Source organism: Streptomyces montanus (assembly GCF_005786655.1).
GTDB lineage: Bacteria > Actinomycetota > Actinomycetes > Streptomycetales > Streptomycetaceae > Streptomyces > Streptomyces sporangiiformans.
This window is the reverse complement of sequence record NZ_VBZC01000044.1, coordinates 1-19,310: the sequence shown is the minus strand read 5'-3', so window position 1 is coordinate 19,310 and position 19,310 is coordinate 1. Positions and strand designations below refer to the sequence as shown.

At 69.9% G+C, this 19,310-nt stretch carries 18 protein-coding genes and 1 tRNA gene; 11 read left to right on the top strand and 8 right to left on the bottom strand.

The window, feature by feature from the left end; translation table 11 throughout:
* Nucleotides 1–159: 159 nt before the first annotated feature.
* From paaA to FE633_RS32110, 6 genes are all read left to right on the top strand, one after another.
* On the top strand, nt 160–1,167 hold the full coding sequence (gene paaA / locus FE633_RS32135; protein ID WP_138048696.1) for a 1,2-phenylacetyl-CoA epoxidase subunit PaaA: 1,008 nt from the start codon (nt 160–162) through the stop codon (nt 1,165–1,167).
* Nucleotides 1,164–1,451 carry a 1,2-phenylacetyl-CoA epoxidase subunit PaaB gene (paaB, locus tag FE633_RS32130; protein WP_138048695.1) on the top strand — a complete coding sequence of 96 codons (288 nt, stop codon included), beginning with the start codon at nt 1,164–1,166 and terminating at the stop codon, nt 1,449–1,451. Before paaA ends, paaB begins: the two co-directional genes overlap by 4 nt.
* Nucleotides 1,448–2,167 (top strand): 1,2-phenylacetyl-CoA epoxidase subunit PaaC, encoded by a 720-nt coding sequence (gene paaC, locus FE633_RS32125; RefSeq protein ID WP_138048694.1) that lies wholly within the window; start codon nt 1,448–1,450, stop codon nt 2,165–2,167. The genes paaB and paaC overlap by 4 nt, the downstream gene beginning before the upstream one ends.
* The gene (gene paaD / locus FE633_RS32120) at nt 2,161–2,748 is read left to right on the top strand and encodes a 1,2-phenylacetyl-CoA epoxidase subunit PaaD (protein WP_138048693.1); all 588 of its coding nucleotides are present in this window, start codon (nt 2,161–2,163) and stop codon (nt 2,746–2,748) included. Before paaC ends, paaD begins: the two co-directional genes overlap by 7 nt.
* Nucleotides 2,748–3,821 carry a 2Fe-2S iron-sulfur cluster-binding protein gene (locus tag FE633_RS32115; protein WP_138048692.1) on the top strand — a complete coding sequence of 358 codons (1,074 nt, stop codon included), beginning with the start codon at nt 2,748–2,750 and terminating at the stop codon, nt 3,819–3,821. Before paaD ends, FE633_RS32115 begins: the two co-directional genes overlap by 1 nt.
* Before the next feature lie 182 nt (nt 3,822–4,003).
* Nucleotides 4,004–5,140: an acyl-CoA dehydrogenase family protein gene (locus FE633_RS32110; RefSeq protein WP_138048691.1), complete on the top strand. Its 1,137-nt coding sequence runs from the start codon at nt 4,004–4,006 to the stop codon at nt 5,138–5,140.
* Between the two features lie 79 nt (nt 5,141–5,219).
* Here the strand turns inward: FE633_RS32110 and FE633_RS32105 are convergent, their stop codons facing one another.
* From FE633_RS32105 to FE633_RS32085, 5 genes are all read right to left on the bottom strand, one after another.
* On the bottom strand, nt 5,220–5,549 hold the full coding sequence (locus FE633_RS32105; RefSeq protein ID WP_138048750.1) for a rhodanese-like domain-containing protein: 330 nt from the start codon (nt 5,547–5,549) through the stop codon (nt 5,220–5,222).
* A gap of 28 nt (nt 5,550–5,577) precedes the next feature.
* Nucleotides 5,578–6,333 carry a J domain-containing protein gene (locus FE633_RS32100; RefSeq protein WP_171060200.1) on the bottom strand — a complete coding sequence of 252 codons (756 nt, stop codon included), beginning with the start codon at nt 6,331–6,333 and terminating at the stop codon, nt 5,578–5,580.
* Between the two features lie 467 nt (nt 6,334–6,800).
* Nucleotides 6,801–8,225, bottom strand: a complete 1,425-nt coding sequence (locus FE633_RS32095) for a DUF2252 domain-containing protein (protein ID WP_138048689.1) — start codon at nt 8,223–8,225, stop codon at nt 6,801–6,803.
* 562 nt (nt 8,226–8,787) lie between these two features.
* Nucleotides 8,788–8,997: a DUF2180 family protein gene (locus FE633_RS32090; protein WP_138048688.1), complete on the bottom strand. Its 210-nt coding sequence runs from the start codon at nt 8,995–8,997 to the stop codon at nt 8,788–8,790.
* A 128-nt stretch (nt 8,998–9,125) separates the two neighbouring features.
* Entirely contained in the window at nt 9,126–9,512 is a 387-nt protein-coding gene (locus FE633_RS32085) for a hypothetical protein (protein WP_138048687.1), read from the bottom strand.
* Nucleotides 9,513–9,840: 328 nt separating this feature from the next.
* Here FE633_RS32085 and FE633_RS32080 point away from each other — a divergent pair, with 328 nt between their 5' ends.
* Nucleotides 9,841–10,437 carry a TetR/AcrR family transcriptional regulator gene (locus FE633_RS32080; RefSeq protein ID WP_138048686.1) on the top strand — a complete coding sequence of 199 codons (597 nt, stop codon included), beginning with the start codon at nt 9,841–9,843 and terminating at the stop codon, nt 10,435–10,437.
* A gap of 97 nt (nt 10,438–10,534) precedes the next feature.
* A complete protein-coding gene (locus tag FE633_RS32075; protein ID WP_138048685.1) occupies nt 10,535–13,558 on the top strand; it encodes an aminotransferase in 3,024 nt (1,007 codons plus the stop codon).
* Between the two features lie 351 nt (nt 13,559–13,909).
* On the opposite strand, the gene FE633_RS32070 is transcribed toward FE633_RS32075, so the two are convergent.
* Together FE633_RS32070 and FE633_RS32065 are read right to left on the bottom strand one after the other, a co-directional pair.
* Entirely contained in the window at nt 13,910–15,523 is a 1,614-nt protein-coding gene (locus FE633_RS32070) for an amidohydrolase (RefSeq protein WP_212747308.1), read from the bottom strand.
* Nucleotides 15,520–17,064, bottom strand: coding sequence for an APC family permease (locus tag FE633_RS32065; RefSeq protein WP_246113937.1), 1,545 nt, complete (start codon nt 17,062–17,064; stop codon nt 15,520–15,522). Before FE633_RS32065 ends, FE633_RS32070 begins: the two co-directional genes overlap by 4 nt.
* A 48-nt stretch (nt 17,065–17,112) precedes the next feature.
* Here FE633_RS32065 and FE633_RS32060 point away from each other — a divergent pair, with 48 nt between their 5' ends.
* Both FE633_RS32060 and FE633_RS48780 read left to right on the top strand, forming a co-directional pair.
* Entirely contained in the window at nt 17,113–17,724 is a 612-nt protein-coding gene (locus FE633_RS32060; protein ID WP_212747307.1) for a TetR/AcrR family transcriptional regulator, read from the top strand.
* 113 nt (nt 17,725–17,837) lie between these two features.
* The gene (locus tag FE633_RS48780) at nt 17,838–18,149 is read left to right on the top strand and encodes a hypothetical protein (RefSeq protein ID WP_246113930.1); all 312 of its coding nucleotides are present in this window, start codon (nt 17,838–17,840) and stop codon (nt 18,147–18,149) included.
* Nucleotides 18,150–18,233: 84 nt separating this feature from the next.
* Here FE633_RS48780 and FE633_RS32050 read toward each other — a convergent pair.
* A tRNA-Leu gene (locus tag FE633_RS32050) sits at nt 18,234–18,320 on the bottom strand.
* Between the two features lie 491 nt (nt 18,321–18,811).
* Between FE633_RS32050 and FE633_RS32045 the strand changes: the two genes are divergently transcribed.
* Nucleotides 18,812–19,310 (top strand): DUF3662 domain-containing protein (locus tag FE633_RS32045; protein ID WP_138048683.1); only part of this gene is annotated, 499 nt, incomplete at its 3' end.

Genomic DNA, 19,310 nt, shown 5'->3' with positions numbered 1-19,310 from the left:
CGGAACGGTACTCAGGCCCGCCCGCCCGGCACAGCCCCGGGAGACACAGCGATCACGAGGTTATCCACAGCGGTTGACACCTTACGGCCCTCGTCCCACCATTGAATCGAACGAACCGAACGATCGGTCGGGAGCTCACTCAAGGTCGAGGGGAACCGCATGGCGACAGCAGCCGCGCACCAGACGGCCCGCGCAGACGCGGACGGGACGGCGGACGAAGCCGCGCGGACAGCGGCGGCGTACGAGGCTGTCTTCGACGCCGCCGTGGCAGCCGACGAGCGCATCGAACCGCGCGACTGGATGCCCGACGCCTACCGCTCGACGCTGGTCCGGCAGATAGCGCAGCACGCCCACTCCGAGATCATCGGCATGCAGCCGGAGGCCAACTGGATCACGCGCGCGCCGTCGTTGCGCCGCAAGGCGATCCTGATGGCCAAGGTCCAGGACGAGGCCGGGCACGGGCTGTATCTCTACAGTGCGGCGGAAACCCTCGGCACCAGCCGCGACGAGCTGCTCGACAAGCTGCACAACGGCCGCCAGAAGTACTCGTCGATCTTCAACTACCCCACGCTGACCTGGGCGGACGTCGGCGCGATCGGCTGGCTGGTGGACGGCGCCGCGATCACCAACCAGGTGCCTCTGTGCCGCTGCTCGTACGGTCCGTACGCGCGTGCGATGGTCCGCGTCTGCAAGGAGGAGTCGTTCCACCAACGCCAGGGGTACGAGTCGCTGCTGGCCCTCAGCCGCGGCACCCCGGAGCAGCACGAGATGGCGCAGGACGCCGTGAACCGCTGGTGGTGGCCGTCGCTGATGATGTTCGGCCCGCCCGACGACGAGTCCGCGCACTCCGCGCAGTCCATGGCCTGGAAGATCAAGCGGCACTCGAACGACGAGCTGCGCCAGCGTTTCGTGGACATCTGTGTCCCGCAGGCCGAGTCCCTCGGACTGACCCTGCCCGACCCGGAGTTGCGGTGGAACGAGGAGCGGGGGCACCACGACTTCGGGGCGATCGACTGGACGGAGTTCTGGGAGGTCCTCAAGGGCAACGGACCGTGCAACGAACAGCGGATGACCCAGCGGAGGCAGGCACACGAAGAAGGTGCCTGGGTACGCGAGGCGGCCGCGGCGTACGCCGACAAGCAGGCGACCGGAAAGGCGCGAGCATGACCACCAACGACTGGCCCCTGTGGGAGGTCTTCGTGCGCTCGCGCCGCGGACTGTCGCACACCCACGCCGGCAGCCTGCACGCACCGGACGCCGAGATGGCCCTGCGCAATGCCCGCGATCTCTACACCCGGCGCGGCGAGGGCGTCTCGATATGGGTCGTCCCGTCCACCGCGATCACCGCGTCCTCGCCGGACGAGAAGGACCCCTTCTTCGAACCGGCCGGCGACAAGCCGTACCGGCACCCGACGTTCTACGAGATCCCGGAAGGGGTGAAGCACCTGTGACGGTCACCGCCGGTTCCCCGGCCGCCCTCGCCCTCGGCGACGACGCGCTGGTGCTCTCGCACCGCCTGGGGGAGTGGGCGGGCAGGGCGCCCGTACTCGAAGAGGACGTGGCGCTCGCCAACATCGCCCTCGATCTGCTCGGCCAGGCGCGGGTGCTCCTGTCGATGGCCGGCGACGAGGACGAGCTGGCGTATCTCCGCGAGGAACGCGCCTTCCGCAACCTCCAGCTGGTCGAGCAGCCGAACGGCGACTTCGCCCACACGATCGCCCGCCAACTGTACTTCTCCACCTACCAGCGACTGCTGTACGCGGAACTGGCCGCCGGGGACGGCGAGTTCGCCCCGCTCGCGGCCAAGGCCGTCAAGGAGGTCGCCTACCACCAGGACCACGCCGAGCACTGGACGCTGCGGCTGGGCGACGGCACGGCCGAGAGCCATGAGCGGATGCGGCGTGCGTGCGAGGCACTGTGGCGGTACACGGGTGAGATGTTCCAGCCGGTCGAAGGGGTGGACGTCGACTGGCCCGCCCTGCAGGGCCATTGGCTCGCGTCCGTCTCCGCCGTCCTGCGCAGGGCGACCCTCGACACACCGGAGGGGCCCCGGACCGGGGCATGGAGCGCGGGCGCCGGACGGCAGGGGCTGCACACGGAACCGTTCGGACGCATGCTCGCCGAGATGCAGCATCTGCACCGCAGCCACCCGGGGGCGTCATGGTGACCAGGACGACCCACTTCGATGAGGACACGCCTCTCCTCGATGAGGAGACGACCACCCTCGAAGAGGAGCTGCGCAGACTCGCCGGGTCCGTGCCCGACCCCGAACTGCCCGTGCTCACCCTTGAGGAGCTGGGCGTGCTGCGCGCGGTCCATGTCCGTGGCGCCGGCTCGGTCGAGGTCGAGCTGACGCCCACGTACACCGGTTGCCCGGCCATCGAGGCGATGTCGTCGGACATCGAGCGAGTGCTGCACGAGCACGGTATGGCGGAGGTGACCGTCCAGACTGTCCTCTCCCCGGCCTGGACGACGAACGACATCTCGGAGGAAGGACGCCGCAAGCTGCGGGAGTTCGGGATAGCGCCACCGCGTGCGCAGCGGACGACGGAGCCGGTCCCCGTGTCTCTCGGCCCCACGCGTACGACCGCGCAGGCGCCGGAGGAACCGGAGGCGGACCCCGTGCGCTGTCCGCACTGCGGCTCGGCCGACACCGAACTGCTCAGCCGCTTCTCGTCCACCGCGTGCAAGGCGCTGCGGCGCTGCCTGTCCTGCCGTGAACCGTTCGACCACTTCAAGGAGTTGTGATGGCACGCTTCCACACGCTCCCGGTGGCCGCGGTCGACCGGCTCACCGACGACTCCGTGGCCCTGACCTTCGCGGTGCCGCCGGAGTTGCGCGAGGAGTACCGGTACACGCCGGGCCAGCACCTGGCCCTGCGGCGCACGGTCGACGGCGTGGAGATACGGCGAACGTACTCGATCTGCTCGCCCGCGCCCGACCCCACGTCCCCGGACGGCGGCGGGCCCCGGACGCTGCGAGTCGGGGTCCGGCTGGTCGAGGAGGGGGCCTTCTCCACGTACGCGCTCAAGGAGATCGGTGCCGGCGCCGAGCTGGAGGTGATGACGCCGGCCGGCCGGTTCACGCTCGAACCGGCGCCCGGGCTGTACGCGGCCGTGGTCGGCGGGAGCGGCATCACGCCGGTGCTGTCGATCGTCACGACGCTGCTGGCGCGGGAGCCGGAGGCGCGGTTCTGCCTCATCCGCAGCGACCGTACGTCCGCCTCGACGATGTTCCTGGAAGAGGTCGCCGACCTGAAGGACCGCTATCCGGAGCGGTTTCAGCTGGTGACGGTGCTCTCGCGGGAGGAGCAGCAGGCGGGTCTGCCGTCAGGGCGGCTCGACCGGGAGCGGCTCATGGGGCTGCTTCCGGCGCTGCTGCCGGTCGAAGCGGTCACGGGCTGGTTCCTGTGCGGGCCGTTCGGGCTGGTGCAGGGGGCAGAGCGGGCGCTGCGCGGTCTCGGGGTGCAGCGCAGCCGTATCCACGAGGAGATCTTCCACGTGGACGCCGGGGTCGCGCCGCCCGCCGCCGTACCGGCTCCCGCGCACAGCACGGTGACCGCGCGGCTCGACGGGCGCGCGGGTACCTGGCCGGTGCGGGACGGCGAGCCGCTTCTGGAGACGGTCCTGCGCAACCGACCCGACGCGCCGTACGCCTGCAGGGGCGGGGTGTGCGGGACGTGCCGGGCGTTCCTGGTCTCCGGTGAAGTGCGGATGGACCGCAACTTCGCGCTGGAGCCGGAGGAGACGGAAGCGGGGTATGTGCTGGCCTGCCAGTCCCATCCGGCCACGGAGAAAGTGGAGTTGGACTTCGACCGGTGAGCCCGGCTCATCGGCTGCGCCCTTCCTGTCGCGCAGTTCCCTTCCCTTCGTACCGTTCCTGTCTCTTCCTTCTCTTCCGTACCGTTCCCTTCTCGTCGTGCCGTTCCCTTTTCATAGAACCTGTTCTACCTTGACGCTCCGTCAGATCCGCCCGATGGGTCGGCACGTGGGAGGACAGGGCTGTGGACTTCACCTTCACCGAGGAGCAGCAGGCGGCCGTGGAGGCGGCGAAGGCGGTGTTCGCCGGCGTCGCACCGGACGGGGTTCCCTCCCCCGCGCTCACCACCGGCGCCGTCGCGGACGACTTCGACCGGGCGCTGTGGGCCCGGCTCGCCGACGCGGATCTGCTGAGCCTGCTCCTGGACGAGAACTACGGCGGGGCGGGCCTCGACGCCATCGCGCTGTGCCTGGTGCTGCGCGAGTCGGCGAAAGTGCTCGCACGGGTGCCGCTGCTGGAGAGCAGTGCGGCGGCCCTGGCCGTGCAGACGTACGGCGCCGAGGAGTTGAAGGCGGGGCTGCTCGCGCGAGCCGGCCGGGGCGAACTGGTACTGACCGTCGCCGCGAACGGCCGGACCGGACATGACGGCGCCGAACTCGCCGTGACCGCACGGCGCGAGGGCCACGAGTGGGTACTGGACGGCATACAGACGGCCGTCCCCTGGGCGCACAACGCGGACTTCGTCGTCGTGCCCGCCCTGAGCACCAGCTCCGGCGGCGCCGTACTCGCCCTCGTGCCCCGCGTCCACGAAGGAGCCGAACTCGCCGATCAGTTCTCCACGACCGGTGAACGGCTCGGTGAACTCAGGCTGGACTCCGTACGTCTCGCCGCCCGTGACGTCATCGATGCCGACGGCGCCTGGGAGTCGCTGCGGGAGCTGCTCGCCACCGGAACGTGTGCGCTGGCGCTCGGACTGGGGGAGGGCGTGCTCGGGATGACGAGTGAATACACCAGCAAGCGGGAGCAGTTCGGGTTCCCGGTCGCCACGTTCCAGGCGGTGGCCGTGCAGGCCGCCGACCGCTATATCGACCTGCGCGCGATGGAAGCGACACTCTGGCAGGCCGCGTGGCGGATCAGCACAGGGGCGGGCGGGGCGCTGCCCCCGTCCGGCGACGTCGCGGTGGCGAAGATCTGGGCCTCCGAGGGCGTACGACGGGTCGTGCAGACCGCGCAGCATCTGCACGGCGGCTTCGGCGCCGACACCGACTACCCCCTGCACCGCTACCACGCCTGGGCCAAGCAACTGGAGCTCTCACTCGGCCCGGCGGCGGCACACGAGGAGGCACTCGGGGATCTGCTGGCGGCGCACACGTTGGGGTGACCGTCTCCTTGGAGGCCCTTGGAGGCTCTTGGAAGCGGGCCGCTCACAAGCAGCCCGGCACCTCGCTGCGGCGCTCTCGCTAGAGGACGAAGCCCGACTGCCCCTTGTCGTCCACGACGGGGCGGCCGGTGGCTGCCCAGACCTGCATGCCGCCGTCGACGTTCACCGCGTCGATGCCCTGCTGGACCAGGTACATCGCGACCTGTGCTGAGCGGCCGCCCGAGCGGCAGATCACGTGGACCCTGCCCTCCTGCGGTGCCGCACCGGTCAGCTCGCCGTAGCGCGCGACGAACTCACTCATGGGGATGTGCAGCGCCCCCTCCGCGTGACCCGCCTGCCACTCGTCGTCCTCCCGGACGTCCAGCAGAAAAGCTCCGTCCGCGAGATCTCCGACCTCGACCGTGGGCACACCAGCTCCGAATTGCATACCCCCGACGCTACCCGAGCAGCGACGCCAGTTCCGCCTCACGCTCGCTCACCTGTGCCAGGAGCTGCTCGGCGATCTCCTCCAGGAGACGGTCGGGATCGTCCGGCGCGATCTTCAGCATCGCGCCGATCGCGCTCTCCTCCAGGTCACGGGCCACGACCGTGAGCAGTTCCTTGCGCTGGGCGAGCCATTCGAGGCGGGCGTAGAGCTCCTCGCTGCGGCTCGGGCGCCACTCCTCGGGGACGGGGCCGGCGGCCCACTCCTCGGCCAGCTCCCGGAGCAGGGCTTCGTCCCCGCGGCCGTACGCGGCGTTGACCCGGGCGATGAACTCGTCGCGCTGCTTGCGCTCCGCCTCGTCCTGCGCCAGGTCGGGGTGAGCCTTGCGGGCCAGTTCGCGGTAGAGCTTGCGGGCCTCCTCGCTCGGCCGCACGCGCTGCGGTGGCCGTACGGGCTGCTCGGTGAGCATGGCCGAGGCCTCCGGGGACAGCCCGTCGGAGTCGAGCCAGTCGTGGAACAACTCCTCGACCCCCGGCATCGGCATGACCCGGGCCCGCGCCTCCTGCGCCTTGCGCACATCCTCCGGGTCGCGGGTCCGCTCGGCGCGGGCCTCGGCGATCTGTGCCTCCAGCTCGTCGAGCCGCGCGTACATCGGCCCGAGCTTCTGATGGTGCAGCCGGGAGAAGTTCTCCACCTCGACCCGGAAGGTCTCCACGGCGATCTCGTACTCGATCAGCGCCTGCTCGGCCGCACGCACGGCCCGCTCCAGCCGCGCCTCGGGCCGATCCGGCTCCTCACCGGAAGCCTCGCCGCCCTCAGCGGGGACCTCGCCGGTCTCACCGGAGGCCTCCCCGGTCTCACCAGAGATCTCACCAGTCTCATCGGTCTCGCCAGAGACCTGACCGCTCTCACCGGAGATCTCACCGGACTCACCAGAGACCTCACCGGTCTCACTGGTGACCTCGGTCTCGTCGGCCCTCTCGCCACGAGAACTCTCCCCAACGGAACCCTCACTGGCCGCGCCCTCGTCCGAGGTCGGCGGGACCTCGTGCGCCGACGGCACGGGAGCCTCCTCCTCAACGGGCGGCTCGGGCTGCTCGGGCTGGGACTGCTCAGCTTCCGGGGTCGTCACTTGTCCAGCCTAGGCCACGGTTCAAGCCCTCCACGCGGATCCACTCCTCAGCCGCCGCCTGCCTCACAGCCCGGCCGCGTTCCCTCCGGTCTCTCCCCTCGCGGTCACACTCCCATCTCCCCCGCGACCCTCCCCGACCGCACAGCCGCCACCAGCGCAGCATGGTCCTGCTCGGTCCGGTCCGCGTAGGCCACGGAGAACGAGGCGATCGCCTCGTCCAGTTCCTCGCTCTTGCCGCAGTACCCCGCGACCAGTCGCGGATCGGCACTGTGGGCGTGCGCCCGCGCCAGCAATGCCCCCGTCATACGGGCGTAGTCGTCGATCTGGTCGGCGGCCAGTGCCGCGGGATCGACGCTGCCCTTGCGGTTGCGGAACTGGCGTACCTGGAAGGGCCGTCCGTCGACCGAGGTCCAGCCCAGCAGAATGTCGCTGACGACCTGCATGCGCTTCTGGCCGAGGACGACACGGCGGCCCTCGTGCCCGAGCTCCGGCACCGTCAGACCCACCGTCTCCAGGTGCGGCAACAGGACGGAGGAGCGGGCCTCCTTCACCTGCAGGACGAGAGCTTCACCACGGTGATCGAGCAGCAGCACCACGTACGAGCGCAGGCCCACGCTGCCCGTGCCGACGATCCGGAACGCGACGTCGTGCACCGCGTACCGCGCGAGGAGCGGGAGCCGGTCCTCGGAGAGCGTGGTCAGGTACTCCTGGAGTGACGCCGAGACCACGGCGGCCTCCGCGTCGGGGATGCGCCGCAGCACCGGCGGCGCATCGACGAAGCGGCGCCCGCCGCCCTCGACCGCCTCCGTCGACCTCGCGGCGAAGCGACCGCTGGTGTTGCCCCGCGCCTTCTCCGAGACCCGCTCCAGTGTGCCCAGCAGATCGTGGGCGTCGGTGTGCGAAACGAGCTCCTCGTCTGCGATAGCGTTCCAGGCCTCGAGGACGGGGAGTTTGGCGAGCAGCCGCATGGTGCGCCGATAGGACCCCGCCGCGTACCGCGCCGCCTTGCGGCAGGTGTCCTCGTCCGCTCCGGCCTCCCGGCCTGCGAGCACCAGTGAGGCAGCTAGCCGCTTGAGGTCCCACTCCCACGGTCCGTGCACCGTCTCGTCGAAGTCGTTCAGATCGATGACGAGGCCGCCGCGCGCGTCCGCGTACAGACCGAAGTTCCCCGCGTGCGCGTCCCCGCAGATCTGCGCGCCGATGCCCGTCGTGGGCGTACGCGCCAGGTCGTACCCCATAAGCCCGGCCGAACCGCGCAGGAACGCGAAGGGCGTCGCCGCCATCCTGCCGACCCGTATCGCCGTGAGCTCGGAGATGCGGCCGCGGTTGGACTCCTCGACGGCTCTCACGGCGTCCGGCCGGTCACCGTTCACGTCCAAGAACGCGTGCGCGTCACGCGGCACCCGGCCCCGCAACGCCTTGCCCTCCTCCTTGGGCGACCCCTTCGCGGGCCACTCCGCGAAGCCACCCACCCGAGAAACCCTGGGACCCGCGTCCCGCGCCGCCACCGCGCCACCGAGCTCGCTCACACCGACCGCCTCCCCCGCGCACGAACATCAACCGGCCACGAAGGTACCGTCGAGCGTCGATCGGCGTGAGCCCCTGTGGACAACTCCGGGCCTGTGGAAAACCCCCGGGCAGGGTCACCCCACAGCTTTCGTCCCGTGTGATTGTCCTCACCCGGGAAAGCCGTCTCCACGTGGGAAAGCCGCACGGCACGAGGCATGTGAGCATCGTCATGCGCACTTCCCGTGACAGCGCCCGGACGACGTCCTGCACAACGCGAAAGCCCCGCAGGTCCAAGACCTGCGGGGCTTTACTGGTGGAGGTCTCTGCCGGAGAGCCCCACCCACGCTGCAGTCGACGTCCTGGACACCCGGCGACTGATCCGTCATCGCCCTGCTCCTACGACATCTTGTCGTCCGCGGTTGCGCCTCCAGCATGGCGCACCGAGCCGTGGCCACGGCTGAGGCCCGGACGCCGCGCCAGTGATCCGGGACGGCGTCCGGGCAGGCCAAGAACGCGTGCTCGGACGGACAGCGCGCATTCGGCGACCGGTGATGCCGTTTTTTGATAAGCACACCATGCGGGTCAGTGCGCCGTCTCGGCCATGTCGCAGGTGTGGCATACCACCCTGCGTGCCGGGATACGGCCGTGCGAAGCGCCCATGCCGATCTGGCGGGTGACCTGTACCTGACGTATGCGGGCGTGGTTCTCGCAGGCGGCCAAGCCGCAGCGCGAGCACACACCGATGCCGGTGGTGTCGCTGCGCGCCTCCTGGAGGCAGTCGTAGCACCTCATGTCCAACTCCGATTTCAGTAGGCCGGGTGTGGCGGCCAACCAACACCAACAAACCCACCCAAGCCGCACACACCTACTCAAGGAGCTTGAAAAGTAGGCCCCAGTTTAGACTTTGTCAAGAGTAAGACTCAATCGCGATCGTATGGCCAGTGCGCGATGCAGTGAAGCAGCTTGACCTGACTGTCAGTCAGTGTTCGCCGTCCAGAGGTACAGCGGCGCGGTCCGTGTCCCCGCGCCTCGCGACCCGCGCTCCAGGCAGAGTCGCCGTTGAACGTCGGCACGGTGCGGACGGCGCCGCCGGGGTGCAACTCCGACCCGTCTACCAGGAGCGTTGAGGGCCGACGAGTCGCCGGCCGATCCCCGAGATCAGGCGACTCGGCGAGACCCTGCAGCAGTGCCGCGAGACGTTCCTGGCCTACCGCGAGACCGGCCGCGCCGACACCAAAGCCGCCGTCAACGGCTTCATCGAGCTTCACCGACGCGTCGCCCGCGGCTTCAGGAGCCGTGTCGACCAACGGTTACGCATGCTCCTCGCGGCGGCGGCGGCGGCTGACTTACCCCGACCTTCAAGTAGGACGCGCCGCTCAGACCTCGCTTCGCATGGCCTATGAGCTCGTTGAGCGGCGCAAGACAGTTCTGGTGCGCCGAGGGAGGTGAGGCGTTCTCCGGCCTGGCCGACCGCATACCAGCGCTTCGCCCAGGGGGCCGAAGCCAGGGGCCGGGCCAGGCCGCACCGGGGCGTCTCGCGACCGACGTCCCGGAGGATGAAAGCCTTACGGACCCTCACCCCTCACCTCGCCCCCGACCTCATAGGCTCGACTGACATTCCAGTCAGGAGGGCCCATGAGCAAGCGGGATGCGATTCTCGAGGCCAGTGCGAAGGCGATCGCCGAGCGCGGAGTGCGGGGGCTGCGGGTCAACGATGTCGCCGACTATGCGGGGGTGTCGACGAGCCTCCTCTACTACCACTTCACCGACCGCGACGGCCTGCTCCGCGCGGCGCTCTTCTACGTCAACGACCGGGCGATCGCCTCCCGAATGCGCGCCGACGTTCCCGGCGAAACGGAGCGGGACAGGCTCGTCAACCAGTTGCTCATCGAGTTTTACGACGAGCCCGACATTGTCGAGAACGCGCGCGCCTGGCACGAGCTCCGCGCCTCGGCCATCTACGAGGAGGCCCTGCGTGAGCCCATGATCGAGGCGACGCGGATGTGGCACGCCGACATCGCAGCGAGCATCCGCCGCGCACAGGAGGCCGGGGAGGTTGCGGCAAGTCTGGACGCCGACGAGGTGGCACTCGCCCTCACGATTTTCATGGAGGGGCTCGACGGGCGGTGGCTCTCGGGCGACCGAAGCACCGAGGAGGTGCTCGGTCTCCTCCGGTCGTTTGCCGAGCGGCTCCTCGACTTCAACGCCCCTCCCCAACGACAACACTCTTGACTGAATTTTCAGTCAACGCTAGGTTCCGTCGTCTCCGAGGGCGACACGGACATGCGTCGAGCCCGCAAGACGACCCCGCACGAGAGGTTTCCCGACGATGAGCGACGGCGCGCGTCCGAAAGGTGCACGACCCGGCTTCGACTTCTTCGAGGCCGGCGAGCTTGTCGGTCCAACCCTCGGTGCGAGCGAGGTCGTCGACCTCCTCGCCGAGCACTTCGCGCTCGACGCCCGCGTCGAGCAGATCGGCAGTCACCAGGACCAGAACTTCATCGTGCGCGACCATGCCGACGCTGAGATTGCGATCCTGAAGATTTCCAACCCCGCCTTCAGTGATGCCGAGACCGCCGGGCAGGACGAGGCGGCCGAGGCAGTCGCGGCCGCCGAGCCCGGCCTTCGCGCCGCGACCGTGCTTCGGGACGCTGCGGGGGCGCCCCTTGCCCGTACGCTGCCGACGAGCCAAGGTCGGCTGAAGCTCCGCCTCCTCAGGTTCCTGCCGGGCGGCACGCTCACGGGCAGCGCGTACCTCTCTCCCGTCGCGGTGGCCCGCATGGGCGAGCTTGCGGCGGCGACGAGCATCGCGCTGCGAAGCTTCGACCACCCTGGACTCGACCGCGTGCTCCAGTGGAACCTCCTCCACGCCAAGCGCGTCGTCGACCTCCTCGCCTGTCACCACCCCGACGCCGGACGGCGCGAGCGAGTAAGGGATGCCGCGAGCGCGGCGTGGGTGGCCGTGGCGGCCGTCGCCGGCGAGCTGCCGGTGCAGCCAGGGCACTTCGACATCACCGATGACAACGTGGTGTGCGACCCGGAGACGGGGCTGCCCGACGGCCTCATCGACTTCGGCGACATCTCGCGCTCCTGGGCGGTGGCCGAGATCGCGGTCACGATCTCCTCCGTGCTGCACCACGCCGGCAGCGAGCCGCACACGGTGCTGCCCGCAGTCCGTGCCTTCCACCAGAGGCGCCCGCTGTCCGTCGCCGAGGCACGCGCGCTCTGGCCCCTCGTGGTGCTGCGCGGTGCCGTGCTCGTCGTGAGCGGAGAGCACCAGCTCGCCGTCGATGGCGACAACGACTATGTGGCGGCGGGAATCGAACGCGAGTGGCGCGTTTTCGAGCAAGCGACCTCGATCCCGGTCCCGGTCATGACCGCGCTCCTCTGCGACGCACTCGGTCTCGACGAGTCCGGGGCAGATGCCGCGCCTGCCCGGGCCGATGACACCTTCAGCCTCGGTTCCCTTGTTCCAGACTTCGACGGTCGTGTCGAGACACTTGACCTCTCCGTCGTCGCGGATGCCGCAGACAACGGAGCCTGGCTCGAGGAGGGCCTCGCCGAGAGGGCCGCCCGCGCTCGTCTCGTGGATGGAGCTGCCGCGGTCGTTACCCGTTTCGGTGCCGCCCGTGTCGATGCCACACGCGCCCTCTCACCGGTGTCCCCCGCGACGGTCGCGACGGGCATCGACGTGTGGTTCGTTACGCCCACTACCCTCACCTGCCCCGTGGAGGGCCTCGTCACGGCGACCGGCACGACGATCGTCATCCGCCACGGCGGCGGTGAGCTCGTGCTCGACGGCCTCCACAGCCGCCTCGCCAGCGGGGACCTGGTCGCCGCGGGCGCGGAGCTCGGAATCGCCGATCGGCTGCGCGTCCAACTGCGGGCAGCCGGTGCGCCGGAGGTTCCCGCGCTCGTCCGTCCGGAGTACGCCGCCGGCTGGCTCGCCCACGTCACCGACCCCTCGCCCTTGATTGGTTCCGATCCCGGATCCGGTCTGGACCCAGGCCTGGCCCCAGACCTCGACCTCGGAACGATGCCGGGGAGCGCAACCGACCGCCCGAGCTCGGCAGCGTCCCTCCTGGAGCGACGCACTCACTCCGTCGCCGAGGTGCAGGAGCACTACTACGCCCGTCCGCCGCGTATCGAGCGCGGCTGGCGGCAGCACCTCGTCGACGTCGACGGGCGCGCCTACCTCGACATGGTCAACAACGTGACCGCCCTCGGCCACGCGCACCCGCGGATCGCTTCGGCGGTATCCCGTCAGGTGCGCCGGCTGAACACCAACTCGCGCTTTCACTATGGCGCGATCGTCGAGTTTTCGGAGCGCCTCGCGGCGACGCTGCCCGAACCGCTCGACACGGTCTTCCTCGTCAACTCCGGCTCGGAAGCTGTCGACCTCGCCCTGCGCCTCTCGATGGCGGCTACCGGACGGCGCGACGTCGTGTCGGTCCGAGAGGCCTATCACGGGTGGACCTACGCCAGCGACGCGGTGTCGACCTCGATCACCGACAACCCGAACGCGCTTCAGACGCGGCCGGACTGGGTGCACCAGGTCGACGCGCCGAACTCCTTCCGAGGGCGCCACCGGGGGGCGGACGCCGCGCGCTACGCGCCGGAAGCCGCATCCGTCATCGCCGGGCTCGTCGCGGCGGGACGCCCGCCCGCGGCCTTCCTGGCCGAGTCCTTCTACGGCAATGCCGGCGGGATCGCACTGCCCGACGGCTACCTCGACACCGTCTACGATGCCGTGCGCGCCGCGGGCGGTCTCGCGATCGCTGACGAAGTCCAGGTCGGCTACGGCCGGCTCGGCGAGTGGTTCTGGGGTTTCGAGCAGCAGGGCGTCGTGCCCGACATTGTCACGGTGGCGAAGGCGATGGGCAACGGGCATCCGCTCGGCGCCGTCATCACCTCGCGGTCCGTCGCCGACACCTATCGCACCCAGGGGTACTTCTTCTCCTCGACGGGCGGGAGTCCCCTCTCGAGCGTCGTGGGGCTCACCGTCCTCGACGTGATCCGCGACGAGCGGTTGCAGGAGAATGCGCGCGAGGTGGGCGGGCATCTCAAGCGGTTGCTCAACGGTCTCGGCAAGCGCCATCCGCTGCTCGCTGCCGTCCACGGCACGGGGCTGTACCTTGGCGTCGAGTTCGTACGCGACCGGGCGACGCTGGAGCCGGCGACGCAGGAGACCGCTGCGATCTGCGACCGACTCCTGGAGCTCGGCGTCGTCATGCAGCCCACGGGCGACCACCTGAACGTGCTCAAGGTCAAGCCGCCGCTCTGCATCGACCGGGAGTCGGCGGAGTTCTTCGTAGCCGCGCTCGATCGCGCACTCGACGAGCTGGGGCACTGACGCGTTGTAAGTTCCGCACAGCGGACCAGCGCCCTTCAGCTGGACGTCACCGAGCGGGGAGCGTTCGGGTATCGCCTTACCACCCACGCGGAGAGCCGTTGCGCGACGTCCAGCTGAAGGGCGTTGGTGCGGCGACACCTCGAGAGTCCCAGGCGGCCCAAAGCCTGATCCGAACGAGTTCGTTCCTGCCGGCGTCGCCCCAGCCTCCGCGGCCGGCCCGACGGGCATCGTCGAGCACCTCGGTGAGTTCGACGGCGTCCGCGCGCCACGCGTGCTGGACCACACCGACCCGCACCGTCGACCGGACCGGCGCGTCGCCCCGGGCAGGCGAGGCGAGCGCGGCCGCGGTGATCAGCTCCCTGCCGCACCGACCAATGACTCGTGGGTGATCGCACCCTCGGACACCGTGAGCATGATCGAAGCGTCGACCAGCTCGTCCGGGGGCGCAAGCATCGGGTCCACGGCGAACGCCGTCAGGTCCGCCCGCTTCCCGACCTCGATCGTGCCGGCCTCGGCCTGCTCACCCACGGACCAGGCGGCGTGGGTGGTGTACCCCTCTAGCGCCATCAGCGCCGTGATCGCCTGGTCCGGCTGGATCGGCGCGCGCTCGGGCGCACCGCCCCGCCGACGCAGCCGGGCGGCCGCGAGAATGCCGCGCGGATCGAAGTCCGCGATCGGCCAGTCGGACCCGAGGGCGACGCGAGCGCCGGCCTCGCGCAGGTCGCGGATCCGCCAGCCACGGCTCGCCCGGGTCGGACCGAGCCGGCTCGACCAGTTGTCGCTCTGGTCGGGCGCGGTGTACTCGGTGCAGTGCGTGGGCTGCATGCTGGCGGTGACCGGCAGCCTCGCGAACGCATCGACCAGGTCGTCCGGGATCGTCTCGATGTGCTCGATCCGGTGCGGCACCCGGCCCCCGGCTCGCGCGAGGGCGCGCAGCGCGTGCCGCACGCCCTCGTCACCGATCGCGTGCGTCGCCGTCGGTACGTCGTGGGCGTCGAACCAGGCGATCGCGCGGGAGTACTCCGCCGGATCGGGCCAGTACGGCGACGTCGACTGCCCCAGACTGTCCGGGTCGGCGAGCCATGCGGTGCCGTTGTCGACCGTGCCGTCGATGAACAGCTTCGCGCCCCGCACCTGCCAGCGCCGGCCACCGGTTGCCTGCAGCGCTGCGACCGCCGCCCAGTCACGCTCGGTGGTGCCGGGTTGGACCCAGGGCGAGCAGCGCAACCGCACCGGCAGCTCGTGCTCGGCCTCGATGAGGTCGTAGACCGCGGACGCCTGCGGCGCGTGCTCGAGCGCGTGGGCCGCAGTGATCCCGAGCGCGGCCATCCGGGACAGCGCCTCGTGGGTGCGTACCGCGAGCTCCTCGACCGTGGGCGTGGGGACCGCGCTGTCCACGAGCGCGATCGCGGCCGCCTCCAGCAGCAGCCCGGTCGGCGTGCCGTCGGCCTCGCACACGACCTCCGACCGCTGGTCGAACGCCACAGGACCGTCGACACCCGTGACCCGGAGCGCTCCACTGGACGCGAGCGCCGAGTGGCCATCGAAGAGCCTGACGAGAGCGGGCCGCCCACCGAGGACGTCGTCGATGTCCGCGGCGGTCAGGCTCCGGCCGTGCACCACGTTCGGGTCGAGACCCCAGCCGAGCACCCACGCGCCCGGTTCGAGGGTGGCGGCGTGCGCCGCCAGCGCCCGGCGTACGCCCTCGAGGTCGAGGCCGAGGAGCCCGACTCCCCGGGTTAGCTGGGCGCCCAGCACGGGGTGGACATGCGCGTCGATGAAACCCGGCGTGACCGTCGCTGCGCCAAGGTCGATGACGCGGGTCGCAGGTCCACGCCACGCGGCCACGTCGTCACGGGTGCCGACGGCGGCGATCCGGCCTGCGCGGATCGCCACTGCGGTCACGCCGTTGTCGGCGTCGGCCAGGGTCCTGACCCGGTCGGCGGTGACGACGAGGTCCATCATTCGGGCAGCTCCGTTCCGGCATCGTCGCGGGCGAGCAACGCAATGGTCTCCGGGCGGACGCGCCGCAGCACGAGGCCACCGACGACACCGAGGAGGAGCGTGGCGGGGACGATCGCGACCAGTACGTCGTTGATTGCCTTGGGCGCGCCCGTGAGCACCTCGATGTGCTTGACCACGACATAGATGACCCACGCCATCAGGCCGGCCGCGACCACCGAGCTCGAGGTGAGGAACACCCGTCGGGGCATGCCGCGTCGGCGCAGGAAGAACGCCACCGCCGCGGCTGCGACGAGCGCCTGCAACAGGATGACGCCGATGACGCCGGGGGTGTTCACCTTGATGACCAGGTCCTGGAACGGGTCGAGGCCCGCCAGTCCGAAGACGAGCACGACGGTGATGGCGAGCAGGCTCTGCACCGCACCCGCGAACGCCGGGCTGCCGGCGCGGTTGGTGCGGGCGAACACGCGCGGCAGCGCGCCGCTCTCCGCCATCCCGAAGACGTAGCGGTTGATCGCGTTGTGGAAGGCAAGCTGCGAGGCGTAGACGCTGGTCACGATGAGGACGTACATCGCGTGCTCGGCCCAGGCGCCGACGTACTGATGGATGGTGGCGAAGAAGAGAGCCGCTCCCTGCTTCCCCGCGCCGCCCTGGACGCCGGCCTCTCCGAGCGCCTGCACCACGGTCCAGGTGATGAAGCAGTAGAACAGCGCCATGAACCCGACCGCGGCGTACGTCGCCCGCGGGATCGTGCGCGCGGGGTCGCGCGCCTCCGCACGGTACAACGCCGTCGACTCGAAGCCCATGAACGCGGCGAAGCAGATCCCGAGGACCGCCAGCACGCCGCTCTGGAAGACGTTGCTCGGGTCGAACGACGCGGCCCCGAGCCCCTCAGCGCCACCCTGGACGACGATGGCAATACCCATGATCGCCAGGATCGCGGACTCGAGGGTGATCAGCACGACGAGCACCTTCGCACCGACATCGATCCCGAGCGCTCCCAGGATGAACACGACCACGACCGCGATTGCCGAGATCACCCACCACGGAGCGGTCACACCGAAGAGGTCGTCGAGCGCCGCGCGAGTCTGGATCCCGAAAAGACCGTAGACCCCGATCTGGAGCAGGTTGTAGGACACGATCGCGAGCACGGCGGCGGCGAACCCGGCGGTGCCGCCGAACGCGTGCCCGATGTAGACGAAGAACCCGCCGGTCCGCCTGATCTGCGCCGCCATCGCGGTGAAGCCGATCGCGAAGACGGCCAGCACTGCGCCGGCCAGCAGGTAGGCGCCCGGCACGCCGACACCGCCGATGGCCAGCGCGATCGGGGCGACGCCGGCCATGACCGTGAGGGGCGCGGCCGCCGAGATGACCGTCGCTGTCACGCCGACGGTACCGATGGAGTCCGGGCGGAGCGTCGTCGAGACCGACGTGGACGAGGATGGTTCCGGGACCGAGGAGGTGGAGCTGGCAGGGAGTGCAGACATGGCGACCTCGATGAGGTAAACGAATGCGATTCGTTTTAATATCGTTGCGATCTGCATCACATGGCAAGGGATCCGTCGAAGATTCGTCGGGCAAGAGAGGAAATCGTGGGTAGGCCCAGTACGCCGTTGCTGTCCAGGGACGCCATCGCGATGGCCGCGCTCCACCTGGTCGACCGCACGGGCGGGTTCACGATCGCCCAGGTCGCGGCCGCGCTCGGAGTGCGACCGTCGTCGCTGTACAACCACCTCTCCAGCAAGGACGAGATCGTCGAGGCGATGCGCTCCTTCGTGTTCCGCGAGGGGGGCTTCGAGGCCGGCGACTCGGGGACGTGGGACCAGACCGTGCGCGCGCTGCTCCGCCGGTATCGCGAGTGCTTCGCCCGCCACCCGCGCCTCATTCCGCTGGTGACCGCGTACACCGTATCGTCGCCGGAAGTCATGGGCATGTACGAGGAGCTCGCCGAGACCTTGAGCGCCGCCGGCGTGCAGAACGGGCAGCTGCTCGACGTGATCACAATGTGCGACAGCGTCGTCCTCGGTGCTGCCCTCGACCTCGCAGCGCCCGCCGAGGTCTGGGCAGTGGACCAGGCCCGCAGCCCCGCGCTGATTGCGGCGATCCAGCAGGCCGGCTCCGGACGCCAACGGTCCGACCGGGCGTTCGACCTCGCCCTGGACATCCTCATCGCGGGCATCGCGAACTTGGCCGATGAGGGCTAGCCCCTGCCGCAGCCCAGGCGCGTTGTTGGCGACATAGGCCTGCCAGCGCCGTGAGCCCCCGAAGGCGCAGAGCAACTCCGGGCACTCCCGGGCGGTTCATCAAGCCCTACACCATGGGTCGCGGCATCCACCTGCCCCTCATCGCCCCGGAACCCAGCCCGGCCGGTCCACTCAAGGTCTGCCGCGAGCGCACGATCACCGTCAGCCCCGAAGTCGGCCCCAAGCAGTGGCAAGCCCTGGACTACGGCAGCCCGGAAGGGCAGAAGGTCTACTTCCGGCTCCGCAACAGCGTCGAGGGCTACAACGGCTACGCCAACGGCATAGATCAATCCACTCCCGGCCACCGAAGCACAACGAAGACAGGCCCCACCCGTGAGATAGCTCACGCGTCGGGGCCTGTTGGGCGCCCTGACCAGGCTGTGTAATGCCTCACAACGATCATGGGAACGAGAAACGGGCCCCTGCGATGACTTCCGTCACCTGCAGAGACCCGTTCCGTCGGTTTCTCCTGGTGCGCGAGGGGGGAGTTGAACCCCCACGCCCTTGCGGGCACTGGAACCTGAATCCAGCGCGTCTGCCTATTCCGCCACCCGCGCATTGGGTGTGTCGTCCGTCTCTCCCCAAGGGGTGCGAGCGCCTGCCGACATCCAGAAGATTAGCACGCTGCGAAGGGTGGATTCACATCCCTTTCCGGGGCGGGACACCGGGCACCGGCACGACGGCCGACCCCCGGCATCACCTGCGCAGCCGCCCCGGACGGCACCTCGGGCCCCGCAGATCCCACCCCGCACGTATCGGCCAGAACCTGTTCACGTATCAACCTCGTACCGGTCCCGGCCATCTCCCCAGGAGGCGGACAAGGTCCACAGTCAGGTGCGGGACACTGTGGTGAAGCCGCCTCTACGATCCTTCTCATGGGAGTGCGCAGGAGGAGTTCGAAGAGCAGCTCCGAAGGGAACTTCGGGAGGGGACTTCAGTGGGCCTCGACACCTGTCGACCGGGCCGACAGGGGGAACCAGCCGATTTCCCTGCGCGTGGATACGATCAGTAAGCAGTACCAGGACGATGACGAAGGAGGAGGTGCCCCATGGGAGTCCTGAAGAAGTTCGAGCAACGTCTCGAAGGCCTGGTCAACGGCACCTTCGCCAAGGTGTTCAAGTCCGAGGTCCAGCCCGTCGAGATCGCAGGAGCACTCCAGCGGGAGTGCGACAACAACGCGACGATCTGGAACCGTGACCGGACCGTCGTCCCCAACGACTTCATCGTGGAGCTGAGCACGCCGGACTTCGAGCGCCTCAGCCCCTACTCCGGCCAGCTCGGCGACGAACTCGCGAGCATGGTGCGCGACTACGCGAAGCAGCAGCGCTACACCTTCATGGGCCCCATCAAGGTCCACCTGGAGAAGGCGGACGACCTCGACACCGGTCTGTACCGGGTCCGCAGCCGTACGCTCGCCTCGTCCTCCGACCAGCAGGCTCCGCAGCGCGCTCCCGCGGGAGGCCCGGCCGGCCGCCCCGGAGGCTACGGGTACCCGCCCGCGGCCCAGCCGTCGGGCGCGCCCCCCATGCCGGCCGCGCCGCCGCCCG

Coding starts and splice junctions, on each gene's coding strand:
- paaA (WP_138048696.1), top strand. CDS start 160: ATGGCGACAGCAGCCGCGCACCAGACGGCCCGCGCAGACGCGGACGGG.
- paaB (WP_138048695.1), top strand. CDS start 1,164: ATGACCACCAACGACTGGCCCCTGTGGGAGGTCTTCGTGCGCTCGCGC.
- paaD (WP_138048693.1), top strand. CDS start 2,161: ATGGTGACCAGGACGACCCACTTCGATGAGGACACGCCTCTCCTCGAT.
- FE633_RS32115 (WP_138048692.1), top strand. CDS start 2,748: ATGGCACGCTTCCACACGCTCCCGGTGGCCGCGGTCGACCGGCTCACC.
- FE633_RS32090 (WP_138048688.1), bottom strand. CDS start 8,997: ATGAGGTGCTACGACTGCCTCCAGGAGGCGCGCAGCGACACCACCGGC.
- FE633_RS32080 (WP_138048686.1), top strand. CDS start 9,841: ATGAGCAAGCGGGATGCGATTCTCGAGGCCAGTGCGAAGGCGATCGCC.
- FE633_RS32075 (WP_138048685.1), top strand. CDS start 10,535: ATGAGCGACGGCGCGCGTCCGAAAGGTGCACGACCCGGCTTCGACTTC.
- FE633_RS32070 (WP_212747308.1), bottom strand. CDS start 15,523: ATGATGGACCTCGTCGTCACCGCCGACCGGGTCAGGACCCTGGCCGAC.
- FE633_RS32065 (WP_246113937.1), bottom strand. CDS start 17,064: ATGCAGATCGCAACGATATTAAAACGAATCGCATTCGTTTACCTCATC.
- FE633_RS48780 (WP_246113930.1), top strand. CDS start 17,838: ATGGGTCGCGGCATCCACCTGCCCCTCATCGCCCCGGAACCCAGCCCG.